This is a genomic window from Paraburkholderia hayleyella (assembly GCF_009455685.1).
Lineage (GTDB): Bacteria > Pseudomonadota > Gammaproteobacteria > Burkholderiales > Burkholderiaceae > Paraburkholderia > Paraburkholderia hayleyella.
Window position 1 is genome coordinate 643,936 of sequence record NZ_QPES01000001.1, and the last position, 20,566, is coordinate 664,501.

Here is a 20,566-nt window from a genome sequence, read left to right on the forward strand (position 1 = left end):
TGCTAGGATCGCTTTTCAGCACGATCATTCGAAAATCTACAAGGAGACGCCGCATGGAAAAAATCTGGCTGAAATCATATCCGCCTGGCGCCCCTGCAGAAATCGATCCTGGCCAGTACGCTTCGCTGGGTGATCTGTTTGATGAGAGTTTCCGCCAGTACCGGACTCAGCCAGCATTTGTTTGCATGGGCAAGCAGATCAGCTATGGCGAACTTGACATGCTTTCACGCAAGCTCGCCGCCTGGTTTCAGACACAGGGCATCGCACCCGGTGCACGTATTGCAATCATGATGCCGAATGTTTTGCAGTATCCGGTTGCGATCGCGGCTATTCTGCGGGCTGGATATGTCGTGGTTAACGTCAATCCGTTGTACACCCCCCGCGAACTTGAGCATCAGTTAAAAGATAGTGGTGCCACGGCGATCATTCTGCTGGAAAATTTTGCAGCTACGCTTCAGGCCGTGCAGGATAAAACGTCGATCAAATATGTGATTGTGGCGACGCTAGGCGATCTGATCGGCGTTAAGGGGCTGGTTGCAAATTTTGTGCTGCGGCATATCAAGAAAATGGTGCCGGCATGGTCACTTCCGGGCCACATCAAATTCAACGACGCTATCGCACAAGGTGGCCGTCAGACATTTACCCCAGTAAAGTCGCGTCCGGATGACGTTGCATTTTTGCAGTACACCGGCGGTACAACCGGTGTGGCGAAAGGCGCGACGTTATTGCACCGGAACCTGATTGCCAACGTGCTGCAATCGGAGGTCTGGCTGGATCCTGTCCGGATAAAACGTCCCGATATCACGCAGTTCATCACGGTGGTGGCATTGCCGCTTTATCACGTGTTTGCGTTAACGGTATGTGGTTTGCTGGTAATCCGCACGGGCGGTTTGGGTGTCCTGATTCCGAACCCTCGAGATATCGGCGGCATGATAAAAGCATTGAGGGGTTATGCGATTACCACAATTCCTGCGGTCAATACGCTCTATAACGCGCTGTTGAATCATCCTGATTTTTCCAGGCTCGATTTTTCGAATCTGCTTGCATCGAATGGTGGTGGCATGGCGATTCAGGAAGCTGTGGCAATGCGTTGGCGTGAGCAGACCGGCACCCCGATTATCGAGGGTTATGGCTTGTCAGAAACCTCGCCATGCGTGACCTGTAACCCGGCTACGGCGACTGAATACAGCGGCACGATTGGTTTGCCGCTTCCGTCCACTGAAGTGTCGATCCGCGATGAGGCTGGCAACGAAGTACCGCTTGGCGAGCCCGGCGAAATCTGCATCCGCGGGCCGCAAGTCATGGCGGGCTATTGGAACTGCCCTGATGAAACCGCCAAAGTGACGACGCCAGATGGATATTTCAAATCCGGTGACATTGGCATCATGGATCAACGAGGTTTTATAAAAATCGTGGATCGCAAGAAGGACATGATTCTGGTATCGGGTTTTAATGTTTACCCGAATGAAATTGAGGATGTTGTGGCAAAACACCCGGGCGTCTACGAAGTCGCGGCGGTTGGTGTGGCAGATCCCCATTCAGGTGAAGCGGTCAAACTGTTTATCGTAAAGAAAGATCCAGCACTTTCCGAAGCTGATTTACTGGCGTATTGCAAAACGCAATTAACCGGTTACAAGCGGCCAAGAATCATTGAGTTTCGCTCCGAACTTCCGAAAAGTAATGTCGGCAAGATTTTGCGGCGGGAGTTGCGCGACGGCCGTGTGTGAAACTGGATTGGTATGAAATCTGGGCGGCTCTGAAAAGGGTGAATACAAGGCAAAGTGCCCGGTGGAATTTATCCATCGGGCACTTTGCTATGGAGTGTAATAAACGATCAGGTTGGAGTACTCCAGGCGGTGCCAGTAGAAATAAAAAAGGCACCCGAAGGTGCCTTGAGGAAAATAACCGTTCTTCTTGTTAGAACTTGTGGCGCAGACCAACGCGAACAGCGGTTTGGTTATTCGAATTCGACGGCGTTAAGCCATTGATCGAAGCCACTGCCGTTTGACCGGTTGAATCGGTACCCGACGCATGCTGATACACGCCAATCATGTAGATGTCGGTACGCTTTGACAGGAAGTAATCCACACCCAGCGCGCCCTGGTGATATTGGGCGCGGTCAAGCGTGCCGATCTTGCTGCCACGCGTGTAGTCGTAAGCCGCGCCGAACAGCAACGCAGGTGTCATCTGGTACTTCAGGCTGATTTCAGCATTGTTGAACGTCGCTGTACCGCCGTAACTTGCCTGTGCTGCTGGCATATTGGCGACCGTGTCCGTGCCCAGATCCTTGAATTTGATATTCGAGTACGTGGCGCCGAAGGTGGCTGCACCAAACGTATAGGCGCCACCTGCGCCAACGACTTGATAGGTGTGCGCCGTGGCAAAACCAGAAATAACCGGATTGCTTTGCACGCCAGCGACCGACGACGCGCCCATGTTGTTGCCGGCCGTACCGTTCGGCTGGTTACCCCAGAACGAAGTATTCGGATCCTTGACGTTGAGGTAGCCGACGCCCAACGTCAGTGGACCATTGGCGTAACCGGCACCGAGCGACCAAATCTGGTTGCGATTGAAGCTGCCAGCGATGCCGCCCAAGCTGTATAGGCCGCCAAATGTGAAGCCAGCGTAATTAGCGCTTGCGAACTTGATAGCGTTGTTTACGCGATTTGCATTGTTGAAGTTGTCGAGGTCGCCTGGATGAGCGCCGATATAGCCCGCCCACTGCGAACCAACTTCCAGGGCACCGACGTAGTCGACCACTGAATCGTATTGCCGGCCCAGTGTCACGGTGCCGAATGGACCCGAGAGGCCTATATACGCCTGGCGGCCGAATTCGCTGCCGCCTTGGCCCAGCTTTCCGTTATTGATATCAAAACCGTTTTCGAGAACAAATATTGCCTTGAGACCACCGCCCAGATCTTCTTTGCCGCGCAGTCCCCAACGGCTGCCTTGCATCACGCCACTAGACAGGTTGTACAGTTGATGGCTTGTACGGCCACCTGCGCTCGCTGACTGGACGTTGCTAACGTAATTGAAGCCTTCGTCGATAATGCCGTACAACGTCACGCTGCTCTGCGCGTGAGCGACGCCAGTTAGGGTGCCCAAAGCTGCAAGAGCCAGAAGCGACTTTTTCATCAGGTGATCTCCATTAATTGCAATTTTTTTACCTCGGCGAACGGTATATACAGCGCGCCGAAGTCTGTTGTCCAACTTCGTTAGAAGTCGCACGTAATGTAACAAAGTGAATATTTTGGCCAAAGAGAAAGGATCTGCTTGTAACGATCATGTTTCGTTTATGCAACATGGTCTAAAATCCCGTGAGTCCGCCCCGATAACCAGCAGGTTGGCCCCTGCAATTTTTGTTTTTGAGTGAGGGGTTTTGCCACTAGCGTGCACTGCGTGTTGTGTGGCTGTGCAAAAAGGTAGTTATTTTTTATGCAATGAGGGTTCAATGCAGCCGGATGACTGGATAACTGAATTTGACCGGGGCCTGCGCTCGATGACGGGTGTCTCACGAATGATGCGCCCGGTGCCGCAGGCATCGGTTGTCGCTGAAGATGAACTGTCGCCATCCGAGCGGATGCATTCGGCAGGTTTGATGCGGGTGAATCATGTTGGCGAGGTTTGCGCCCAAGCGCTGTATCAGGCGCAAAAAATTTCCACGCGTTCTTCACGTTTGAGAAAACTGTTCGAGCATGCCGCTCAGGAGGAAGAGGACCATTTAGCGTGGACTGCGCAGCGGCTTGCGGCACTGGGTTCACGTCCGAGCCTGCTCAATCCTTTGTGGTATGCCGGGGCGCTGGCGCTTGGATTTGCGGCAGGCCGCTGTGGAGATCGCGCCAGCCTTGGTTTTATGGCAGAAACCGAGCATCAGGTCGAGCAGCATCTGGACCGGCATCTTGATAAATTGCCCAAAGCCGATCTGGCATCGAGAGCCATCGTTGAACAGATGCGGATTGATGAGATCGCTCATGGCAAAGCTGCCATTGATGCGGGTGGGATAGACCTGCCGTTTCCAGTGCGCGCTATGATGCGCATTGCATCAAAAATCATGACGCGTACCGCGTATTACGTTTAACCCTGCCTTTGAGCGGTAGTCACTGAAGTGGCTGCCGCTTTCCTCGCTTCAATTCCCCGCTTGATTATCTTTTGCCCTGTTTAGAACACGGGCTTTCCATATATTTCCCCGCCGCTTTTCACGTATCACTTTCAGAACTCGCACTAGTTCATTCATTTATAACGAATTTCTATTTTCTATCCAGCCTGAGGAAGCGCTGCTAAGTCCTTGTTCTAACAAACAAATTTCGAAAATAAATCACGTTTCTCCCTTGACCCTCGTTTGACGTTCCTCTAAAGTGGGAAACAGTGTGAGAAAGTGTATTTTTGTGTGATTTTTTGGGTGTTCTTCGGAAGTGTTTTTGGGATTGATGGGTGTCGAGCGGTATTTGATGGCAAAGGGGAATAAAAGTGTTCCAGGGGGCGTCGGCGCTGACGCTCGATGCGAAAGGGCGGATGTCGGTTCCGTCTCGTTATCGGGAAGCGCTGCAAGGTCAGGCGGAAGGCCATGTGACGATCACCAAGCATCCCGATGGATGCTTGTTGCTCTTCCCACGCCCGGAATGGGAGATTTTCCGCATCAAGATCGCGGCGTTGCCCATGGATGCTCACTGGTGGCGCCGCATTTTTCTGGGTAACGCTTCCGATGTTGATCTTGATGGCGCGGGTCGCGTGCTGGTTTCACCCGAGTTACGCATGGCCGCCGCGCTAGAAAAAGAAGTCATGTTGCTCGGTATGGGCAGTCATTTCGAGTTATGGGATGCCGAAACCTACGCGGCCAAAGAACGGGCCGCGATGGCGCAAGGCATGCCCGATGCGCTTAAGAATTTCACGTTCTGATCGCGGTACATCTATGGGATCTGCGATGGGAAACGGGCTGCATGACACCGTGCTGCTACAGGAGGCGGTTGATGCGCTGATTACGCGTAGCGACGGCGTGTACGTCGATGGCACGTTCGGACGGGGTGGCCATAGCCGCGCGGTGCTGGAGCAGCTGGGCAGTGGTGCGAGGCTCATCGCTTTCGATAAAGACCCGCTGGCTATTGCCACGGCGCAGCAGATTACCGATTCACGTTTTGAAGTGGTGCATGAGAGTTTTGCCTTGCTCCGCGATGCGTTGGCACAGCGCGGGGTAGGGCGGGTGTCGGGTGTATTGCTGGATCTGGGTGTGTCGTCGCCGCAAATCGATGACCCGGCGCGAGGTTTCAGTTTTCGCGCCGATGGCCCGCTCGACATGCGAATGGACCCAACGCGCGGCGAGTCTGCCGCTGACTGGCTCGCGCGGGCCACAGTGCAAGAACTGACAGAGGTAATAAGAGATCATGGGGAAGAACGGTTTGCTTTTCAGATTGCACAGGCGCTTGTTGCTCGCCGGGCAGAATCCGACCGTCTTGGGCCTCTCGTCAGTACGGGGGAGCTTGCCCAAATCGTGGCTCACGCCGTCAAGACGCGTGAGAAGGGGAAGGATCCGGCAACCCGCACCTTTCAGGCTATACGGATTCACGTCAATCAAGAGCTTGCGGAGCTGCAAGTCGTTTTAGAGGCCGCGTTATCAGTGCTGGAGCAAGGGGGGCGGCTGGTGGTCATCAGCTTTCATTCGCTGGAAGACCGGATCGTTAAGCGATTCATGCGGGCGCACGCGAGTGCGCCTGTTGTGGATCGGCGTCTGCCGATTCGCGCCGCCGATTTGCCGAGCCCTGTGCTCAGGCTGGTTGGCCGCATGTTTCCCAGTGACGCGGAAGTCGCGGCGAATCCGCGCTCCCGTTCGGCGGTGATGCGGATCGCGGAGCGCATTGCACCATGAACCGCCTCAACGTCTTCCTGCTCATTGTCGTCATGGGCTGTGCGCTTTCAGTCGTCAATGCGACGAACCAGCAACGCCAGATCTTCATCCAGTTGCAACGTGCGCAGTCGCAAGAGCGGCAATTGCAGCAGGATTATTCCCAGCTTCAGTATCAGCAAAGTGCGTTGTCTAAAACTTCGCGCATCGAACAGCTCGCCACGGCTTCGTTGAAGATGCAAGCCGTGACAACCGGGCGCACGCAGTATCTGACACTTGAACCTGGTGCATTGAAAGCGGAAGACGCGCAGATTCCCTACGCGGCTTCCTCGACGTCGAGTGCGACTCACGAGGGTGGGGCGCGATGAAAAAGTCCTCCAGCGGCAAGCGCGTCGCCTTTTCGTCCAATCCGATTCTTTCGGTCCGGCTGCCCATGTGGCGCTCGAAGCTCGTCGTGTTTCTGCTGTTCATGGCCTTTGTTGCGCTGACTGCCAGAGCATTCTGGATTCAGGGCCCGGGCAACGCGTTTTATCAAAAGCAGGGTGAAAGCCGCTATCAACGCACGCTTGAGTTGCCTGCCACTCGCGGCAAGATTCTTGATCGTAATGGCCTGGTGCTCGCCACGAGCCTTCCTGTACGCGCAATCTGGGCGATCCCCGAAGGCGTGCCAGACGATCTCGGTGCCGATCGGCTCGCGGAGCTCAGCAAGTTGCTTGACATGACGCAAAAAGAATTGCGCGCGCGCTTGTCGGAAGACAAAACGTTTGTCTACATCAAGCGCCAGGTACCGCTGGAGATTGCGGTCAAAGTGGCCGCACTCAATATTCCGGGTATTTATCAGCGCGCCGAATACAAGCGCTTTTATCCCGAGGGTGAAATCACCGCGCATCTGATCGGCTTCACGAGCGTCGAGGACGAGGGGCAGGAAGGGGTTGAGCTGGGCGACCAGAAACTGCTTGCTGGAACACCGGGCAGCCGCCGTGTCATCAAGGACCGGATGGGACGCATCATCGAAGACGTGGACGAGCAAATCGCCCCTCATAACGGTACAGATGTTGAGCTCTCGATAGACGGCAAAATCCAGTACATCGCCTATACCAACCTGAAGGCTGCCGTGGAGAAGTTTCATGCGAAAGCCGGTGCGGCGATGGTGGTGGATGTGCATACGGGCGAAGTACTCGCGCTCGTTAACTACCCGACCTATAACCCGAACGATCGCTCGCATTTGACGGGCGAGCAGTTGCGTAACCGGATTCTGACTGACGTATTCGAGCCCGGCTCGATCATGAAGCCGTTTACGGTGTCGCTCGCGCTCGATTTGCATCGCGTGTCTCCTACCACGCTGGTCGACACCGGCGCAGGGCGTTTCATGCTGGATGGTGCGCAAATTACTGATGACAGTGGTTTTGGCGTACTCACGGTGAGTGGCGTGATCCAGAAGTCGAGCAATATCGGTGCGACCAAGATCGCCATGCAACTGCGGCCGGAAGAAATGTGGAATATGTACACCAGCCTCGGTCTGGGCCAGGCGCCCAAGGTGGGTTTCCCCGGGGCGGCAGCGGGTCGCTTGCGTCCATGGAAAAGTTGGCGCCGTATTGAACAGGCCACGATGTCATATGGCTACGGCCTGTCGGGCTCACTGTTTCAGCTAGCGCGCGCTTATACAGCGATTGCGAACGATGGCCAGATGCTGCCGGTGTCGATTTTCCGGACGCCATCGGGCCAGCCAGTGGTGGGCACGCGCGTGTTTTCTCCGGAGACGACCCGGGAGGTTCGCGCGATGCTTGAAACCGTCACCGCACGAGGTGGCACATCGCCTGACGCCGCTGTTCCTGGCTATCGCGTGGGTGGTAAAAGTGGCACGGCGTATAAGCATGGCGGTCACGGTTATGAAAAATCGAAATATCGTGCGTCATTTGTTGGTATGGGGCCGATGCCGGATCCGCGCATTGTTGTCGCGGTTTCAGTCGATGAGCCGACAACGGGTAGCCACTTTGGCGGACAGGTTTCCGGCCCGGTGTTTTCTGCCATTGTGGGCGGTACGCTGCGCGCTTTGAACGTGCCGCCGGATATGCCGGTGAAGCAGTTGGTCGTGTCTGATGGTGCGGTTTCGGGTACGACAGTGGCATCCGCACATACGCTTCAGAGGATGGCGCCGGGTGGTGTGAACCCGATCAGGGTTGCCAGCAACAGCAAAAACTCACCGGGGTTGGTGCGATGAGCGCATTGCTCCAATCCCGGACGATGCCGCCTCTGGTGGCTGAAGCGCTCGCCTGGCTGCACGCTCATGTGCAGCCAGGCGCTCATTTGCATGCCGATACACGTCAACTCGCCGTAGGGGATGTTTTTTGCGCTTACGCCGTCGACGGTGCGGATAATCGCGCGTTTATTGATCGGGCTATCGAACAGGGTGCGGCAGCCGTGCTGGTCCAACCCGATCACTTCGCTGGTGCCATTGATTCGGCGAGGATGCTCGCGGTACCGGCGCTGGATGAATGGATTGGATCAATTGCGAGTGGCTGGTACGGCAACCCGAGTGATGCGATGCACGTTATCGGCGTGACCGGAACGAACGGTAAAACGTCATGTACGCAATGGATTTCAGCTGCGCTGAGTGCGTTCAACCGGCCGTGCGCCATTATCGGAACGCTCGGCAGTGGTATGCCCGGCCAACTTGAACACACCGGCTTTACCACACCAGTCGCGCCGCAGTTGCAACGCTGTCTCGCGCAACTGAAGCAGGCGGGTGCACAAGCGGTGGTCATGGAGGTATCGTCGCACGCGCTTCATCAAGGACGCGTGAATGGCACCGCGTTTGATACCGCAGTCTTCACTAATCTCACACAAGATCACCTCGATTACCACGGTACATTCGCCGCATACGAAGCGGCGAAGACACGTCTCTTTGCCTGGCCGGGTCTGCGTCATGCGGTCATCAACCGCGACGACGAAGCAGGGCGGAGGCTGTTGGCGGCAACGCGCGGCAAGGTTCAGTCGATCGCCTACAGCCTCGATGGACCGGACGGCACAAGCGCTGACGCATGGCTGTACGCATCGAATGTCAGGGCCACGGCGACAGGGTCGGCGTTTCATCTGGCGTCAGACTGGGGCCAGGCGGAAATTGAAGTGGCGATACTCGGTCGTTTTAATGTCAGTAACTTGCTTGCTGTACTCGGTGTTCTGCTGGCTGCCGATGTGCCTTTCGATGCCGCGCTGGCTGAACTGGCGAAACTCGAGCCGGTCAATGGCCGTATGCAGCGCCTGGGGGGGCGGCCATCCAGTGATGAGCCGCTTGTCGTGATCGATTATGCGCACACGCCTGATGCGCTGGAAAAAACACTAACGGCATTGCGCCCGATTGCCACCGAACGCGGTGGGCAACTTGTCTGCATGTTCGGTTGCGGCGGGGACCGTGATGCGGGCAAGCGGCCGTTGATGGGAGCGATTGCGGACCGACTGGCGGATAGCATCATTGTCACGAGCGACAACCCGCGCAGTGAGCCGCCACAACGCATCATCGACGACATCGTAGCGGGTATGGCCAGCACCGCAAAGATGCGCTGTATCGAAGATCGCGCCAGCGCGATTCTCCAGGTGGTACGTAGCGCAGCGCGTGAAGATGTGGTCGTGCTGGCGGGTAAGGGCCACGAAGCGACACAGGAAATCATGGGTCGAAAACGTGAGTTTTCCGATCAGGATCATGCTCGTCTGGCGCTGGCTGCGCGTACCACTTTGGCGCGTGGAGGTGACGCATGACCCTGTTTTCATTGAGCGAAGCCGCGGCACTCATTCCCGGTGCGAGCGTCGAAGGCGATGCGGCGACGACATTCGAACGTGTTGCTACAGATAGCCGTACCGTGGGGCCAGGCGACCTGTTTATCGCCTTGAAGGGTGAGCGCTTTGATGCCCATGATTTTCTGCCGGACGTCGTGGCGCGGCATCCCAGCGCTGTGATGGTGATGCCGCACAGCGCCGCTGCTGTCGTTGCCGTACCTGTATTACGGGTGCCGGATACCCGTCGAGCGCTTGGCGAACTCGCGCGCGGCTGGCGCAGACGTTTTACGCTGCCACTCGTGGCTGTAACGGGCAGCAATGGCAAGACGACGGTCAAGGAAATGATCGCGTCGATTTTCGCTGCGGCGGTGGGGGCCGAAGCGCGCATGGCTACGCTTGGCAACTTCAATAACGATATCGGTTTGCCTCTCACACTGCTTCGTCTGACGTCTGTACATCAGCTTGCCGTGGTCGAGCTCGGCATGAATCACCCGGGTGAAACCGCATTGCTGGCAAAACTGGCGGAGCCGACTGTCGCCGTGGTGAACAATGCCCAGCGCGAACACCAGGAGTTTATGGCGAGTGTCGAGGCCGTTGCGCTCGAACACGCCAGCGTGATTCATGCGCTGACGCCAGAGGGTGTCGCAGTATTTCCGGCTGACGATACCTATGCGCCGATCTGGCGGGTTGCGGCAACGGGTAGCCGGATCATCGATTTTGCATTGCATACGCCGGAGCGGCAGGTTGCCGCGGCCGTCACTGGGACGTTCAACGGTCATCGTTTGACGCTCAATAGCGCACAGGGACAAATCGAAATTGCGCTTCAGGTGCTCGGCGAGCACAACGCGCGCAATGCACTGGCCGCGGCTGCCGCGGCGCTGGCTGCGAATGTTTCGCTGGATGCAATCCAGCGTGGTCTCGAAGCGTTTGGCGCCGTGCCAGGGCGGCTTCAGGTGAAACGTGCGCTGCTCGGGAGCGCGGCCGGCGCGACCCTCATCGACGACACCTACAACGCGAACCCTGACTCCATGCTGGCCGCGATCGACGTTCTGGCCACGCAGCCTTCGCCGCGTGTGCTGGTGATGGGCGACATGGGCGAGGTTGGGGATGACGGTCCCGCGTTTCATCGTGAAATCGGTGCTTATGCCGCAGCGCGCGGCATTGACGCGCTATATGCATTGGGCGAAGCGTCACTCGACAGCTGCCGTGCTTATGGCCCGACAGCCTGTCATGTGATGGATGCCGCCACACTGGTGGCGCGCTTGCTGCAAGCGGAATTGGGTCCGACCGCTACCGTGCTGGTGAAAGGCTCGCGCTTCATGCAGATGGAGCGTGTCGTTGATGCGCTGACGCATTCTCAACCCACTGCAGCGGGCGCCACGCCCGCTGCGCATTGATACAAGGAAAAAGCATGTTACTGGCGCTAGCGCAATGGCTGCAGAATGACGCAGGCTTCTTGCGCGTGTTCAGTTATCTGACCTTTCGTGCGTTGATGGCGACGATCACCGCATTGCTGATCGGGCTGGTGTGCGGTCCATGGGTGATCCGAAAACTGACCGCGATGAAGGTCGGTCAGGCCGTGCGCAAGGATGGCCCACAAACGCATCTCGTCAAGTCTGGCACGCCCACCATGGGGGGCGTGCTGATTCTGATTGGCATCGCTGTCTCGACGCTGCTTTGGGCGGATCTGACCAACCGTTTTATCTGGATTGTGATGCTAGTCACGTTTGGTTTTGGTGTGATTGGCTGGGTCGATGATTACCGCAAGGTGGTCTACAAAGATCCGCGCGGCATGGCATCACGTGAGAAATATTTCTGGCAGTCGGTGATCGGGCTCTTCGCGGCGGTATATCTCGCGTTCAGCGTGTCCGGTGCAAGCAACGTGAATGTTTTCGATCTGTTCATGGCCTGGGTGCGAAGCGGCCTCTCGATGGGTTTGCCTGCGCGGGCCGACCTGCTGCTGCCCTTTCTGAAGTCGATCAGCTATCCGCTTGGCGTCTGGGGTTTTATCGCGCTGACTTATTTTGTGATCGTTGGCTCGAGCAATGCCGTGAATCTCACCGATGGTCTCGATGGCCTGGTGATCATGCCTGTCGTGCTGGTCGGTTCATCTCTGGGCCTTTTCGCTTATGTGATGGGCAGCTCGGTGTACTCCAAATATCTGCTGTTTCCCCACATTCCTGGCGCGGGTGAGTTGCTGATTTTCTGTTCAGCGATGGGCGGCGCCGGGCTGGCTTTCCTTTGGTACAACACGCATCCAGCACAGGTCTTCATGGGCGATGTCGGCGCACTGGCGCTTGGCAGCGCGCTTGGCACGGTTGCTGTGATCGTTCGCCAGGAAGTCGTGCTGTTCATCATGGGTGGAATTTTCGTCGCGGAAACGCTCTCCGTGATGCTGCAAGTGGTGTGGTTCAAGTACACCAAACGCCGTTATGGCGAGGGCCGGCGCATCTTCAGGATGGCGCCGTTGCATCACCATTTCGAACTGTGCGGCTGGAAAGAGACGCAAGTTGTTGTGCGTTTCTGGATCATCACGTTGATGTTGTGTTTGTTCGGTTTGTCCACGCTCAAGTTGCGGTAAAGGAAAGCAAGCGATGTTTGGCGAGAAGTTTCGGGATCGGCAAAAGCCGACGGTGCTTGTGCTGGGGCTCGGTGAATCGGGTCTGGCGATGGCGCGCTGGTGCGCGCGGCACGGCTGCCGCCTGCGCATTGCTGATACGCGTGAAGCGCCGCCTGGGCTCGCTGCGCTTCATGCGTCGGGGATTGATGCCGATTTTATTGGCGCTGCGTTTTCGCCTGTGTTGCTCGACGGTATTGATCTGGTTGCGCTGAGTCCCGGGTTATCGCCGCTCGCCGCTGATGTGTCGCCGGTGCTTGCGGCCGCACGTGAGCGGGATATCGCGCTGTGGGGTGAGCTTGAATTTTTTGCACAGGCGCTCAGGGTGCTCGCAGAGAGCGGCTATACGCCTAAAGTGATCGCCATCACGGGCACGAACGGTAAGACAACGACGACCAGCCTGACAGGTCAGCTATGTGAGCGTGCGGGCAGGCAAGTCGCGGTGGCGGGCAACATCAGTCCCGCTGTGCTGGACAAATTGACCGAAGCGATCGACAACACGGCATTGCCGGATATCTGGGTACTCGAACTGTCGAGTTTTCAGCTAGAAACCGCACATACGTTTGTGCCTGATGCAGCCACCGTTCTCAACATTACTCAGGATCATCTGGACTGGCACGGTGGCTTTGAGTCTTATGCCAAGGCTAAGGGGCGGATTTTTGGCGCGCAGACAATACGCGTGCTGAACCGCGACGACGCGCGTGTGATGCAGTTTTCCCAGGTGGCCGGTGATGCGGCCACGCCAGCGCAAGTCATTACATTTGGTCTGGATGAGCCGCTGCGTGCCGGCGATTATGGTCTGTTGCGTGATAACGGCATGAACTGGCTGGTTGAGGCGCATGACCGCGATGCCAGCGATGAGCCCGTCCCGACGCGTCGTCGCAAGGTGGATGCAGCCGCGCCAAATATCGGCTTGAAGCGCCTGATGCCTGTCGATGCATTGCGGATTCGCGGCTTGCACAATGCCGCCAATGCATTAGCCGCGCTGGCATTAGCACGTGCGATTGGTTTACCAGGCGCGCCGCTCTTGCATGGCTTGCGTGAATACCGGGGCGAGCCGCATCGCGTGGAATTACTCGCATCGGTTGGCGGGGTGGATTACGTCGATGACAGCAAGGGCACGAATGTCGGTGCGACGGTCGCGGCGCTCGATGGCCTCGCGCAGCGGACGGTATTGATAGCGGGGGGCGATGGCAAGGGCCAGGATTTTGCACCGCTCGCGGCGCCTGTTGCTCGCTGGTGCCGCGCGGTCTTGCTGATTGGCCGCGATGCTTCGCAGATTCGCGCCGCGCTGGCCGATACCCAGGTCGTACTCGAAATCTACCCAACACTTGAAGCCGCGACCCGTGCAGCTGCCGCGCATGCCCAGACAGGCGATGCGGTGTTGCTGTCGCCCGCTTGCGCGAGCTTTGACATGTTCAACGGATACGTCCAGCGGGCAGCGGTATTTCGCCATACGGTCGAAGCGCTCGCGGCAGAACAGGGGACGATGCTATGAGCAGCTTTGAACGTGCCGGTTCGCGTCTGGGTGGACTACGCCGCCAGCCGGGTGATGCCAGCGGTGCGGCTAGTCGCGTTAAAGGAGGGCTGGCTAATGCTGTCAATGGCGTGCGCCCGCTACGCTCACGCATGCTCGACTACGATCACTCGCTGCTGTGGGTGGTCGTGGCGTTGCTGGGTCTCGGCGTTGTGATGGTGTATTCCGCGTCGATTGCGATGCCGGATTCGCCGAAATACGCGGCCTACCGCAATTACGCTTTTCTGGTGCGTCATCTGATCTCCGTCACGGTAGCCGTGGTGGCTGCCGTTGTCGCGTTCCGCATTCCTGTTTCAACGTGGGACAAATACGCGCCGAAACTTTTCCTGATTACGCTGGTGGCGCTGGTTATCGTGCTGATTCCGCATCTGGGCAAAGGCGTGAATGGCGCGCGGCGCTGGATTCCATTAGGCATCACGAATATCCAGCCCTCTGAAATCATGAAGCTGGCCGTGACGATCTACGCGGCGAACTACACGGTGCGCAAGCAGGAATACATGCATAGCCTGGCGAAAGGCTTCTTGCCAATGGCCATCGCCGTGGGTCTGGTTGGCGCGTTGCTGCTGCTCGAACCTGATATGGGTGCCTTCATGGTGATCGCTGCGATTGCGATGGGGGTGCTGTTTCTGGGTGGCGTGAATGGCAAGCTGTTCGGCGGTCTGGTGGCGACGGCGGTGGGAACCTTCAGTTTGCTGGTATGGGCTTCGCCCTGGCGGCGTGAACGGATTTTCGCGTATCTCGATCCGTGGGACGACCGTTACGCGCAAGGCAAGGCGTATCAACTGACGCACTCGCTGATTGCTTTTGGCCGTGGCGAGTGGTTCGGCGTGGGGTTGGGCGGTAGTGTCGAGAAGCTCAATTATTTGCCCGAGGCGCACACCGATTTCATCCTCGCGGTGATTGGCGAGGAACTCGGTTTCGTTGGTGTGCTGGTAGTGATTCTGCTGTTCTATTGGATTGTGCGGCGTTCGTTTGAGATTGGCCGTCAAGCGCTGGCGCTGGATCGTACTTTCGCAGGGCTGGTGGCGAAGGGCATTGGTATCTGGTTCGGCGCGCAGACCTTTATCAACATGGGTGTGAATCTCGGTTTGCTGCCAACCAAAGGCCTCACGTTGCCCCTGGTCAGCTACGGTGGCTCCGGCATTTTGCTGAATTGCGTGGCGATGGCGGTGCTAATGCGAGTCGATTACGAAAACCGGGTGCTCATGCGTGGAGGCAAGGTATGAGCCGCGCGGTAGACACGACACGCACGCTGCTAGTGATGGCAGGCGGCACCGGCGGCCATGTGTTTCCGGGGCTGGCCGTGGCGCAGCAGATGCAGGCCTGGGGCTGGCGTGTGGTGTGGTTGGGTAACCCGGGTGGAATGGAAGCGACGCTCGTGCCGAAATACGGTATTCCGATGGAGTTCGTTCGTTTTGGCGGTTTGCGTGGCAAAGGGCTGAAGGCGGCGCTGACCTTGCCGTTTAACTTGCTGCGTGCCTGCGTGCAAAGCATGAGCGTGCTGCGCCGGGTGAAGCCCGACGTCGTGCTTGGCATGGGCGGCTACATTACGTTTCCGGCGGGACTGATGGCTGCGCTGAGTGGGCGCCCGTTAGTGTTGCACGAGCAAAATTCGATCGCGGGCCTGGCGAACCGCGTGTTGGCCAAAGTCGCCAGGCGGGTACTGGTTGCGTTTCCCGGCGCATTGCCCCGTGCGGAATGGACGGGTAATCCGATTCGTGACGAGCTGACCCGCGCGTTGCCACCGCAGGCACGCTATATCCATCGTCATGGGCCTCTGAATGTGCTGGTCGTGGGCGGCAGTCTGGGTGCGATAGCGCTTAATGAAGCCGTGCCTGGCGCACTGGCGTTGCTGGCACCGCATGAGCGGCCGCACGTTGTTCATCAGGCGGGCGCCAGGCATATCGATGCATTGCGAGCGAATTACGCGGCGGCTGGCATGCAACCCGGCGAGTCGCTGCAACTGGTGCCCTTCATCGACGATATGGCCGCCGCCTATGCGTGTGCGGATCTGGTGATTTGCCGCTCCGGTGCCATGACCGTCGCCGAAATTGCAGCGGTGGGTGTGGCCGCATTGCTTGTGCCGTTTCCGCATGCAGTCGATGACCACCAGACCAGCAACGCCGCATTTCTCGCCGATAACGATGCCGCCGTGCTAGTCCAGCAGCGCGACCTATCGCTTGAAACGCTAGCCGACTGGCTGCGCAACCAGACCCGGGCGAGCCTCTCCGCAATGGCCGAACGCGCGTATGCGCTAGCTAAATCAGATGCCACCGAAAAGGTTGCGCAAATTTGCGTTGCCGTGGCGGGCACAGGCCCAGAAGGAAAATCATGAAGCACATCGTCAAACATGTTCATTTCGTTGGCATCGGTGGTTCTGGCATGAGCGGTATCGCCGAGGTGCTGGTCAATCTGGGCTATCAGGTGAGCGGCTCGGATGTCGCTCGCAGCGCTGTGACTGAGCGGCTCGTGGCGCTGGGCGCACGGGTATCGCTGGGACACGATGCGCAAAATATCGTGGGCGCTGACGCGGTGGTGGTGTCCACGGCTGTGCGCAGCGATAACCCGGAAGTTCGGGCTGCGCGCCTGACGCGTACTCCCGTTGTGCCGCGTGCGCTGATGCTGGCCGAACTGATGCGCCTGAAGCAGGGTATTGCGATTGCAGGCACACACGGCAAGACCACGACGACGTCGTTAGTGGCTAGCGTGCTGGCGGCGGGCGGGCTTGATCCGACGTTCGTGATTGGCGGGCGGCTGAACAGCGCGGGGGCCAACGCGCGGCTTGGCACGGGCGATTTCATCGTCGCAGAAGCCGATGAATCCGATGCCTCGTTTCTGAATCTGCTGCCGGTGATCGAAGTCATCACGAACATCGACGCCGATCATATGGATACCTACGGTCATGATTTTGCACGGCTCAAACAGGCGTTCATCGAATTCACGCATCGCTTGCCGTTTTACGGTATCGCCGTGCTGTGCGTGGACGATCCTAACGTGAATGAAATTCTGCCGTTCGTTTCAAAGCCCGTTATTCGCTATGGCTTGAGTGCGGGAGCGCAGATACGTGCGGTGAATGTCGTGCCACGCGACGGCAAGATGTACTTCACGGTACTGCGCGAAGGCGTGCCGCCGCTCGACATCGTGCTGAACTTGCCCGGTATGCACAACGTGCAAAACGCATTGGCGGCCATTGCGATTGCCACCGAACTTGAAGTCAAGGATGCCGATATTCAGCGTGCGCTAGCGGATTTCAACGGCGTGGACCGCCGTTTTCAGCGTTATGGCGAGGTACCGGTGCCCGGTGGTGGCACTTATACGCTGGTCGACGATTACGGACATCACCCGGTCGAAATGGCCGCGACCATCGAGGCTGCTCGTGGTGCATTTCCAGGGCGCCGGCTTGTGCTGGCGTTTCAGCCACACCGTTATTCCCGCACTCGTGACTGCTTCGATGAATTTGTGAACGTGCTGTCTACGGTCGATGCGCTGGTGTTGACCGAAGTCTATGCCGCAGGCGAAGCGCCGATTGCCACGGCCAACGGCCAGGCTCTGGCACGGGCGCTGTGTGCCGCGAGCGAGGTGAAGCCGGTGTTTGTGGAGGCCGTTGACGAAGTGCCCGATGCGCTCGCGGTCGTTGTGCGTGCGGGTGATGTGGTGGTCATGATGGGCGCGGGGTCGATCGGTGCAATACCGGGACGGCTTGTACAAGAAACGAAGGAATGAAATGAACCGTATCGATCCAAAACAGTTCGGCAAGGTGGCCGTTTTGCTTGGCGGCGTTTCCGCTGAGCGTGAGGTGTCGCTGAATTCCGGCCGTCTGGTATTGCAAGGGCTGTGCGATGCCGGTATTGATGCGCATCCGTTCGATCCGGCAACTCGTCCGCTTGCTGCGTTGCACGACGAGGGCTTCGTGCGTGCATTCAACGCACTGCATGGTGGTTATGGCGAGAATGGCCAGATTCAGGGCGCCCTCGATTTTTACGGCATTCGTTATACCGGTAGCGGTGTGCTGGGCTCGGCGTTAGGGCTCGATAAATTTCGCAGCAAGCTGGTGTGGCAGCAACTGGGTGTGCCGACTCCGGCATTCGAGGCGGTACTGCGTGGCGACGACTATGTGGCCCGTGCCGCTGACATTGTGGCGAAACTCGGTTTGCCGCTGTTCGTGAAGCCCGCAAGCGAGGGCTCGAGCGTCGCGGTGCTGAAAGTGAAAACGGCCGATGCGCTGCCCGCCGCGCTGGCTGAGGCGATGAAGTTCGACCACATCGTGGTGGTGGAGCAGAGCATCGAAGGGGGCGGCGAGTACACCGCGTGCATTGCGGGCGATCTTGATCTGCCTCTGATCAGAATCATTCCCGCGGGTGAGTTCTACGATTACCACGCGAAATACATTGCGGACGATACGCAGTATCTGATTCCATGCGGCATCGCCGCCGAACAGGAAGCCGAACTCAAGCGTTTGTCACGCCGCGCATTCGATGTGCTGGGGTGTGCCGACTGGGGGCGCGCGGACTTCATGCTGGATACCCAGGGCAAGCCGTATTTCCTTGAAGTGAATACCGCGCCAGGGATGACTGACCATTCGTTGCCGCCGAAAGCCGCGCGCTCCGTAGGCATCAGTTATCAGGAACTGGTGGTGCATGTTTTGTCACTCACGCTCGACGCTTGAGCCGCCATCATGTGGAATAACGTTCGCCAGCTCAATCTTGCCGCCAGCGCATTGCACGCGTTGCTGCTGCTGGTTTTGCTGGTGGCGGGCGTGTACTGGCTGATTCACCGTCCGAATTTTGCGCTGCGCGAGATCCGGATCGACGGCGATACCGAACACATCAACGTTCCAGTGGTGCGCGCAGGGGTGAACGGACGGCTCGGCGGCAATTACTTCACGGTTGATCTGGATAGTGCGCGTCAGGCTTTTGAGCAAATGCCATGGGTGCGCCATGCCAGCGTGCGGCGGGTCTGGCCCGACACGCTGGCGGTCACGCTCGATGAATACACGCCGCTAGGAACATGGGGCAGCGATCAACTGGTGAGCGTGGATGGCGAGTTGTTCACGGCGAATCAGGGCGAACTCGAAGGTGAATTACCGGCTTTTGACGGGCCGGTCGGCTCAGCAAAAGAAGTCGTGCGGCGTTACCGCGATTTCACGAAATGGCTGGCCCCCTTGGGCGCGACGCCGGAAGAAGTGACGCTGTCGCCACGCTACGCATGGACCGTGAAGCTATCGAACGGCACCCAGCTTGAGTTTGGGCGTGAACGCAATGCGCAAACGCTGTTTGATCGCAGCCAGCGTCTGACTGCTGCATGGTCAGCTGTCACGCAACGTTGGGGCAAGGATATCGAGTACGCAGACTTGCGCTATCCGAACGGTTTCGCCATTCATGCCGCCGGCATGCGTTTTATCAGCGAAGCCGACAAGGGCAAGAAATAACAGGACATCACACGCAATGAGCACGCTATGAGTAAAGACTACAAAGATTTGCTGGTCGCCCTCGACATCGGAACCTCGAAGGTCGTGGCCATCGTTGCCGAGCTGAAAAGCGAAGGGCATTACGAGGTGATCGGGTTAGGCCAGAGCGAATCGAAAGGGCTCAAAAAAGGCGTGGTGGTTAATATCGAGGCGACCGTCCAGTCGATTCAGCGCGCCCTTGAAGAGGCCGAGCTGATGGCCGACTGCAAGATCACGAATGTCTTTACCGGGATCGCCGGCAGCCATATTCGCAGCTTTAACTCGAGCGGCATGGTGGCGATCAAGGACAAGGAAGTGACGCAAACAGACGTCGCGCGCGTGATCGAAACCGCGAAAGCAATCAATATTCCGACGGATCAGCAGGTGCTGCATATCCTGACGCAGGAATTCATCATCGATGGCCAGGAAGACGTGCGCGAGCCGATCGGCATGAGCGGCATTCGTCTTGAAGTGAAAGTGCATATCGTCACCGGCGCGGTGAGCGCGGCGCAAAACATCGTCAAATGCGTGCGGCGCTGTGGCCTCGAAGTCAATGATTTGATCCTGCAGCCGCTGGCTTCGTCCCTGGCGACGTTGACCGAAGACGAAAAGGAACTGGGCGTGGTGCTGGTCGACATTGGCGGCGGCACGACGGACATCGCTATTTTCAGCGAAGGCGCGATTCGCCACACCGCCGTGATTCCCATTGCAGGTGACCAGATCACAAGTGACATCGCAATGGCACTGCGCACGCCGACACCGGACGCCGAAGATATCAAGGTCGATTACGGCATTGCCAAACAGGCCCTGGCTGATCCAGACGAGATGATCGAGGTGCCGGGTCTGGGCGAGCGCGGTCCGCGCACGCTATCGCGCCAGGCGTTAGCGGCGGTGGTTGAGCCGCGTGTCGAAGAGCTGTTCTCGCTGGTGCAGCAGGTGGTGCGCGAATCCGGTTACGAAGAATTGCTGAGTTCCGGCATCGTGCTGACCGGCGGCGCGGCCATGATGCCTGGCATGGTGGAGCTGGGCGAAGATATTTTTCTCAAACCGGTGCGTATTGGCGCGCCGGAGTATTCCGGCGGCCTGGCTGACGTGGTGCGCAATCCGCGCTATTCGACAGCGATGGGCCTGCTGGTTGAAGGGCATGCGCAACGGGTGCGCGGGCGCAAGGTCGCGGTGCAGTCCGGCTCGATGGGACAAGTTTTGACGCGGATGAAAGACTGGTTTTTGGGCAATTTCTAAAACACGGTTTAACCCCATGCGCTAGTGCCGGCGGCTAGCGCACAGCAGAAAGAGTGCCCGATCTTTTTGTTGAATAACGGCCGAATGGTGGCATTTTTTTTCTTGACGGAGGCA

General features: G+C 58.0%; 17 protein-coding genes. 16 read left to right on the forward strand and 1 reads right to left on the reverse strand.

The features are described from left to right. The first annotated feature begins 53 nt into the window (after positions 1–53). Positions 54–1,727 carry a long-chain fatty acid--CoA ligase gene (locus tag GH657_RS03020; protein WP_153099309.1) on the forward strand — a complete coding sequence of 558 codons (1,674 nt, stop codon included), beginning with the start codon at positions 54–56 and terminating at the stop codon, positions 1,725–1,727. 190 nt (positions 1,728–1,917) lie between these two features. On the opposite strand, the gene GH657_RS03025 is transcribed toward GH657_RS03020, so the two are convergent. Continuing rightward, positions 1,918–3,135: a porin gene (locus GH657_RS03025; protein WP_153099310.1), complete on the reverse strand. Its 1,218-nt coding sequence runs from the start codon at positions 3,133–3,135 to the stop codon at positions 1,918–1,920. Between the two features lie 316 nt (positions 3,136–3,451). On the opposite strand from GH657_RS03025, the gene coq7 reads away from it, so the two are divergent. From coq7 to ftsA, 15 genes are all read left to right on the forward strand, one after another. Beyond that, entirely contained in the window at positions 3,452–4,078 is a 627-nt protein-coding gene (gene coq7, locus GH657_RS03030; protein WP_153099311.1) for a 2-polyprenyl-3-methyl-6-methoxy-1,4-benzoquinone monooxygenase, read from the forward strand. 389 nt (positions 4,079–4,467) lie between these two features. Beyond that, positions 4,468–4,896 carry a division/cell wall cluster transcriptional repressor MraZ gene (gene mraZ, locus GH657_RS03035; RefSeq protein ID WP_153099312.1) on the forward strand — a complete coding sequence of 143 codons (429 nt, stop codon included), beginning with the start codon at positions 4,468–4,470 and terminating at the stop codon, positions 4,894–4,896. A 25-nt stretch (positions 4,897–4,921) separates the two neighbouring features. Next, on the forward strand, positions 4,922–5,860 hold the full coding sequence (rsmH, locus tag GH657_RS03040) for a 16S rRNA (cytosine(1402)-N(4))-methyltransferase RsmH (protein WP_153099313.1): 939 nt from the start codon (positions 4,922–4,924) through the stop codon (positions 5,858–5,860). Beyond that, positions 5,857–6,204, forward strand: coding sequence for a cell division protein FtsL (gene ftsL / locus GH657_RS03045; protein WP_153099314.1), 348 nt, complete (start codon positions 5,857–5,859; stop codon positions 6,202–6,204). The genes rsmH and ftsL overlap by 4 nt, the downstream gene beginning before the upstream one ends. After that, positions 6,201–8,057: a peptidoglycan D,D-transpeptidase FtsI family protein gene (locus GH657_RS03050; RefSeq protein ID WP_153099315.1), complete on the forward strand. Its 1,857-nt coding sequence runs from the start codon at positions 6,201–6,203 to the stop codon at positions 8,055–8,057. The genes ftsL and GH657_RS03050 overlap by 4 nt, the downstream gene beginning before the upstream one ends. After that, a complete protein-coding gene (locus tag GH657_RS03055) occupies positions 8,054–9,592 on the forward strand; it encodes a UDP-N-acetylmuramoyl-L-alanyl-D-glutamate--2,6-diaminopimelate ligase (protein ID WP_153099316.1) in 1,539 nt (512 codons plus the stop codon). Before GH657_RS03050 ends, GH657_RS03055 begins: the two co-directional genes overlap by 4 nt. Next, entirely contained in the window at positions 9,589–11,007 is a 1,419-nt protein-coding gene (locus GH657_RS03060) for a UDP-N-acetylmuramoyl-tripeptide--D-alanyl-D-alanine ligase (RefSeq protein ID WP_153099317.1), read from the forward strand. The genes GH657_RS03055 and GH657_RS03060 overlap by 4 nt, the downstream gene beginning before the upstream one ends. Before the next feature lie 14 nt (positions 11,008–11,021). Continuing rightward, positions 11,022–12,191: a phospho-N-acetylmuramoyl-pentapeptide-transferase gene (gene mraY / locus GH657_RS03065; RefSeq protein ID WP_153099318.1), complete on the forward strand. Its 1,170-nt coding sequence runs from the start codon at positions 11,022–11,024 to the stop codon at positions 12,189–12,191. Between the two features lie 13 nt (positions 12,192–12,204). Continuing rightward, a complete protein-coding gene (murD, locus tag GH657_RS03070; protein ID WP_153099319.1) occupies positions 12,205–13,725 on the forward strand; it encodes a UDP-N-acetylmuramoyl-L-alanine--D-glutamate ligase in 1,521 nt (506 codons plus the stop codon). Beyond that, entirely contained in the window at positions 13,722–14,990 is a 1,269-nt protein-coding gene (gene ftsW / locus GH657_RS03075) for a putative lipid II flippase FtsW (protein ID WP_153099320.1), read from the forward strand. The genes murD and ftsW overlap by 4 nt, the downstream gene beginning before the upstream one ends. Beyond that, positions 14,987–16,099, forward strand: coding sequence for an undecaprenyldiphospho-muramoylpentapeptide beta-N-acetylglucosaminyltransferase (gene murG, locus GH657_RS03080; protein ID WP_153099321.1), 1,113 nt, complete (start codon positions 14,987–14,989; stop codon positions 16,097–16,099). The genes ftsW and murG overlap by 4 nt, the downstream gene beginning before the upstream one ends. Next, a complete protein-coding gene (gene murC, locus GH657_RS03085; protein WP_153099322.1) occupies positions 16,096–17,487 on the forward strand; it encodes a UDP-N-acetylmuramate--L-alanine ligase in 1,392 nt (463 codons plus the stop codon). Before murG ends, murC begins: the two co-directional genes overlap by 4 nt. A gap of 1 nt (position 17,488) precedes the next feature. Continuing rightward, positions 17,489–18,430, forward strand: a complete 942-nt coding sequence (locus GH657_RS03090; RefSeq protein WP_153099323.1) for a D-alanine--D-alanine ligase — start codon at positions 17,489–17,491, stop codon at positions 18,428–18,430. Between the two features lie 9 nt (positions 18,431–18,439). After that, a complete protein-coding gene (locus GH657_RS03095) occupies positions 18,440–19,192 on the forward strand; it encodes a cell division protein FtsQ/DivIB (RefSeq protein WP_153099324.1) in 753 nt (250 codons plus the stop codon). A gap of 27 nt (positions 19,193–19,219) precedes the next feature. Next, the gene (ftsA, locus tag GH657_RS03100) at positions 19,220–20,452 is read left to right on the forward strand and encodes a cell division protein FtsA (RefSeq protein WP_153099325.1); all 1,233 of its coding nucleotides are present in this window, start codon (positions 19,220–19,222) and stop codon (positions 20,450–20,452) included. Positions 20,453–20,566 lie beyond the last annotated feature (114 nt).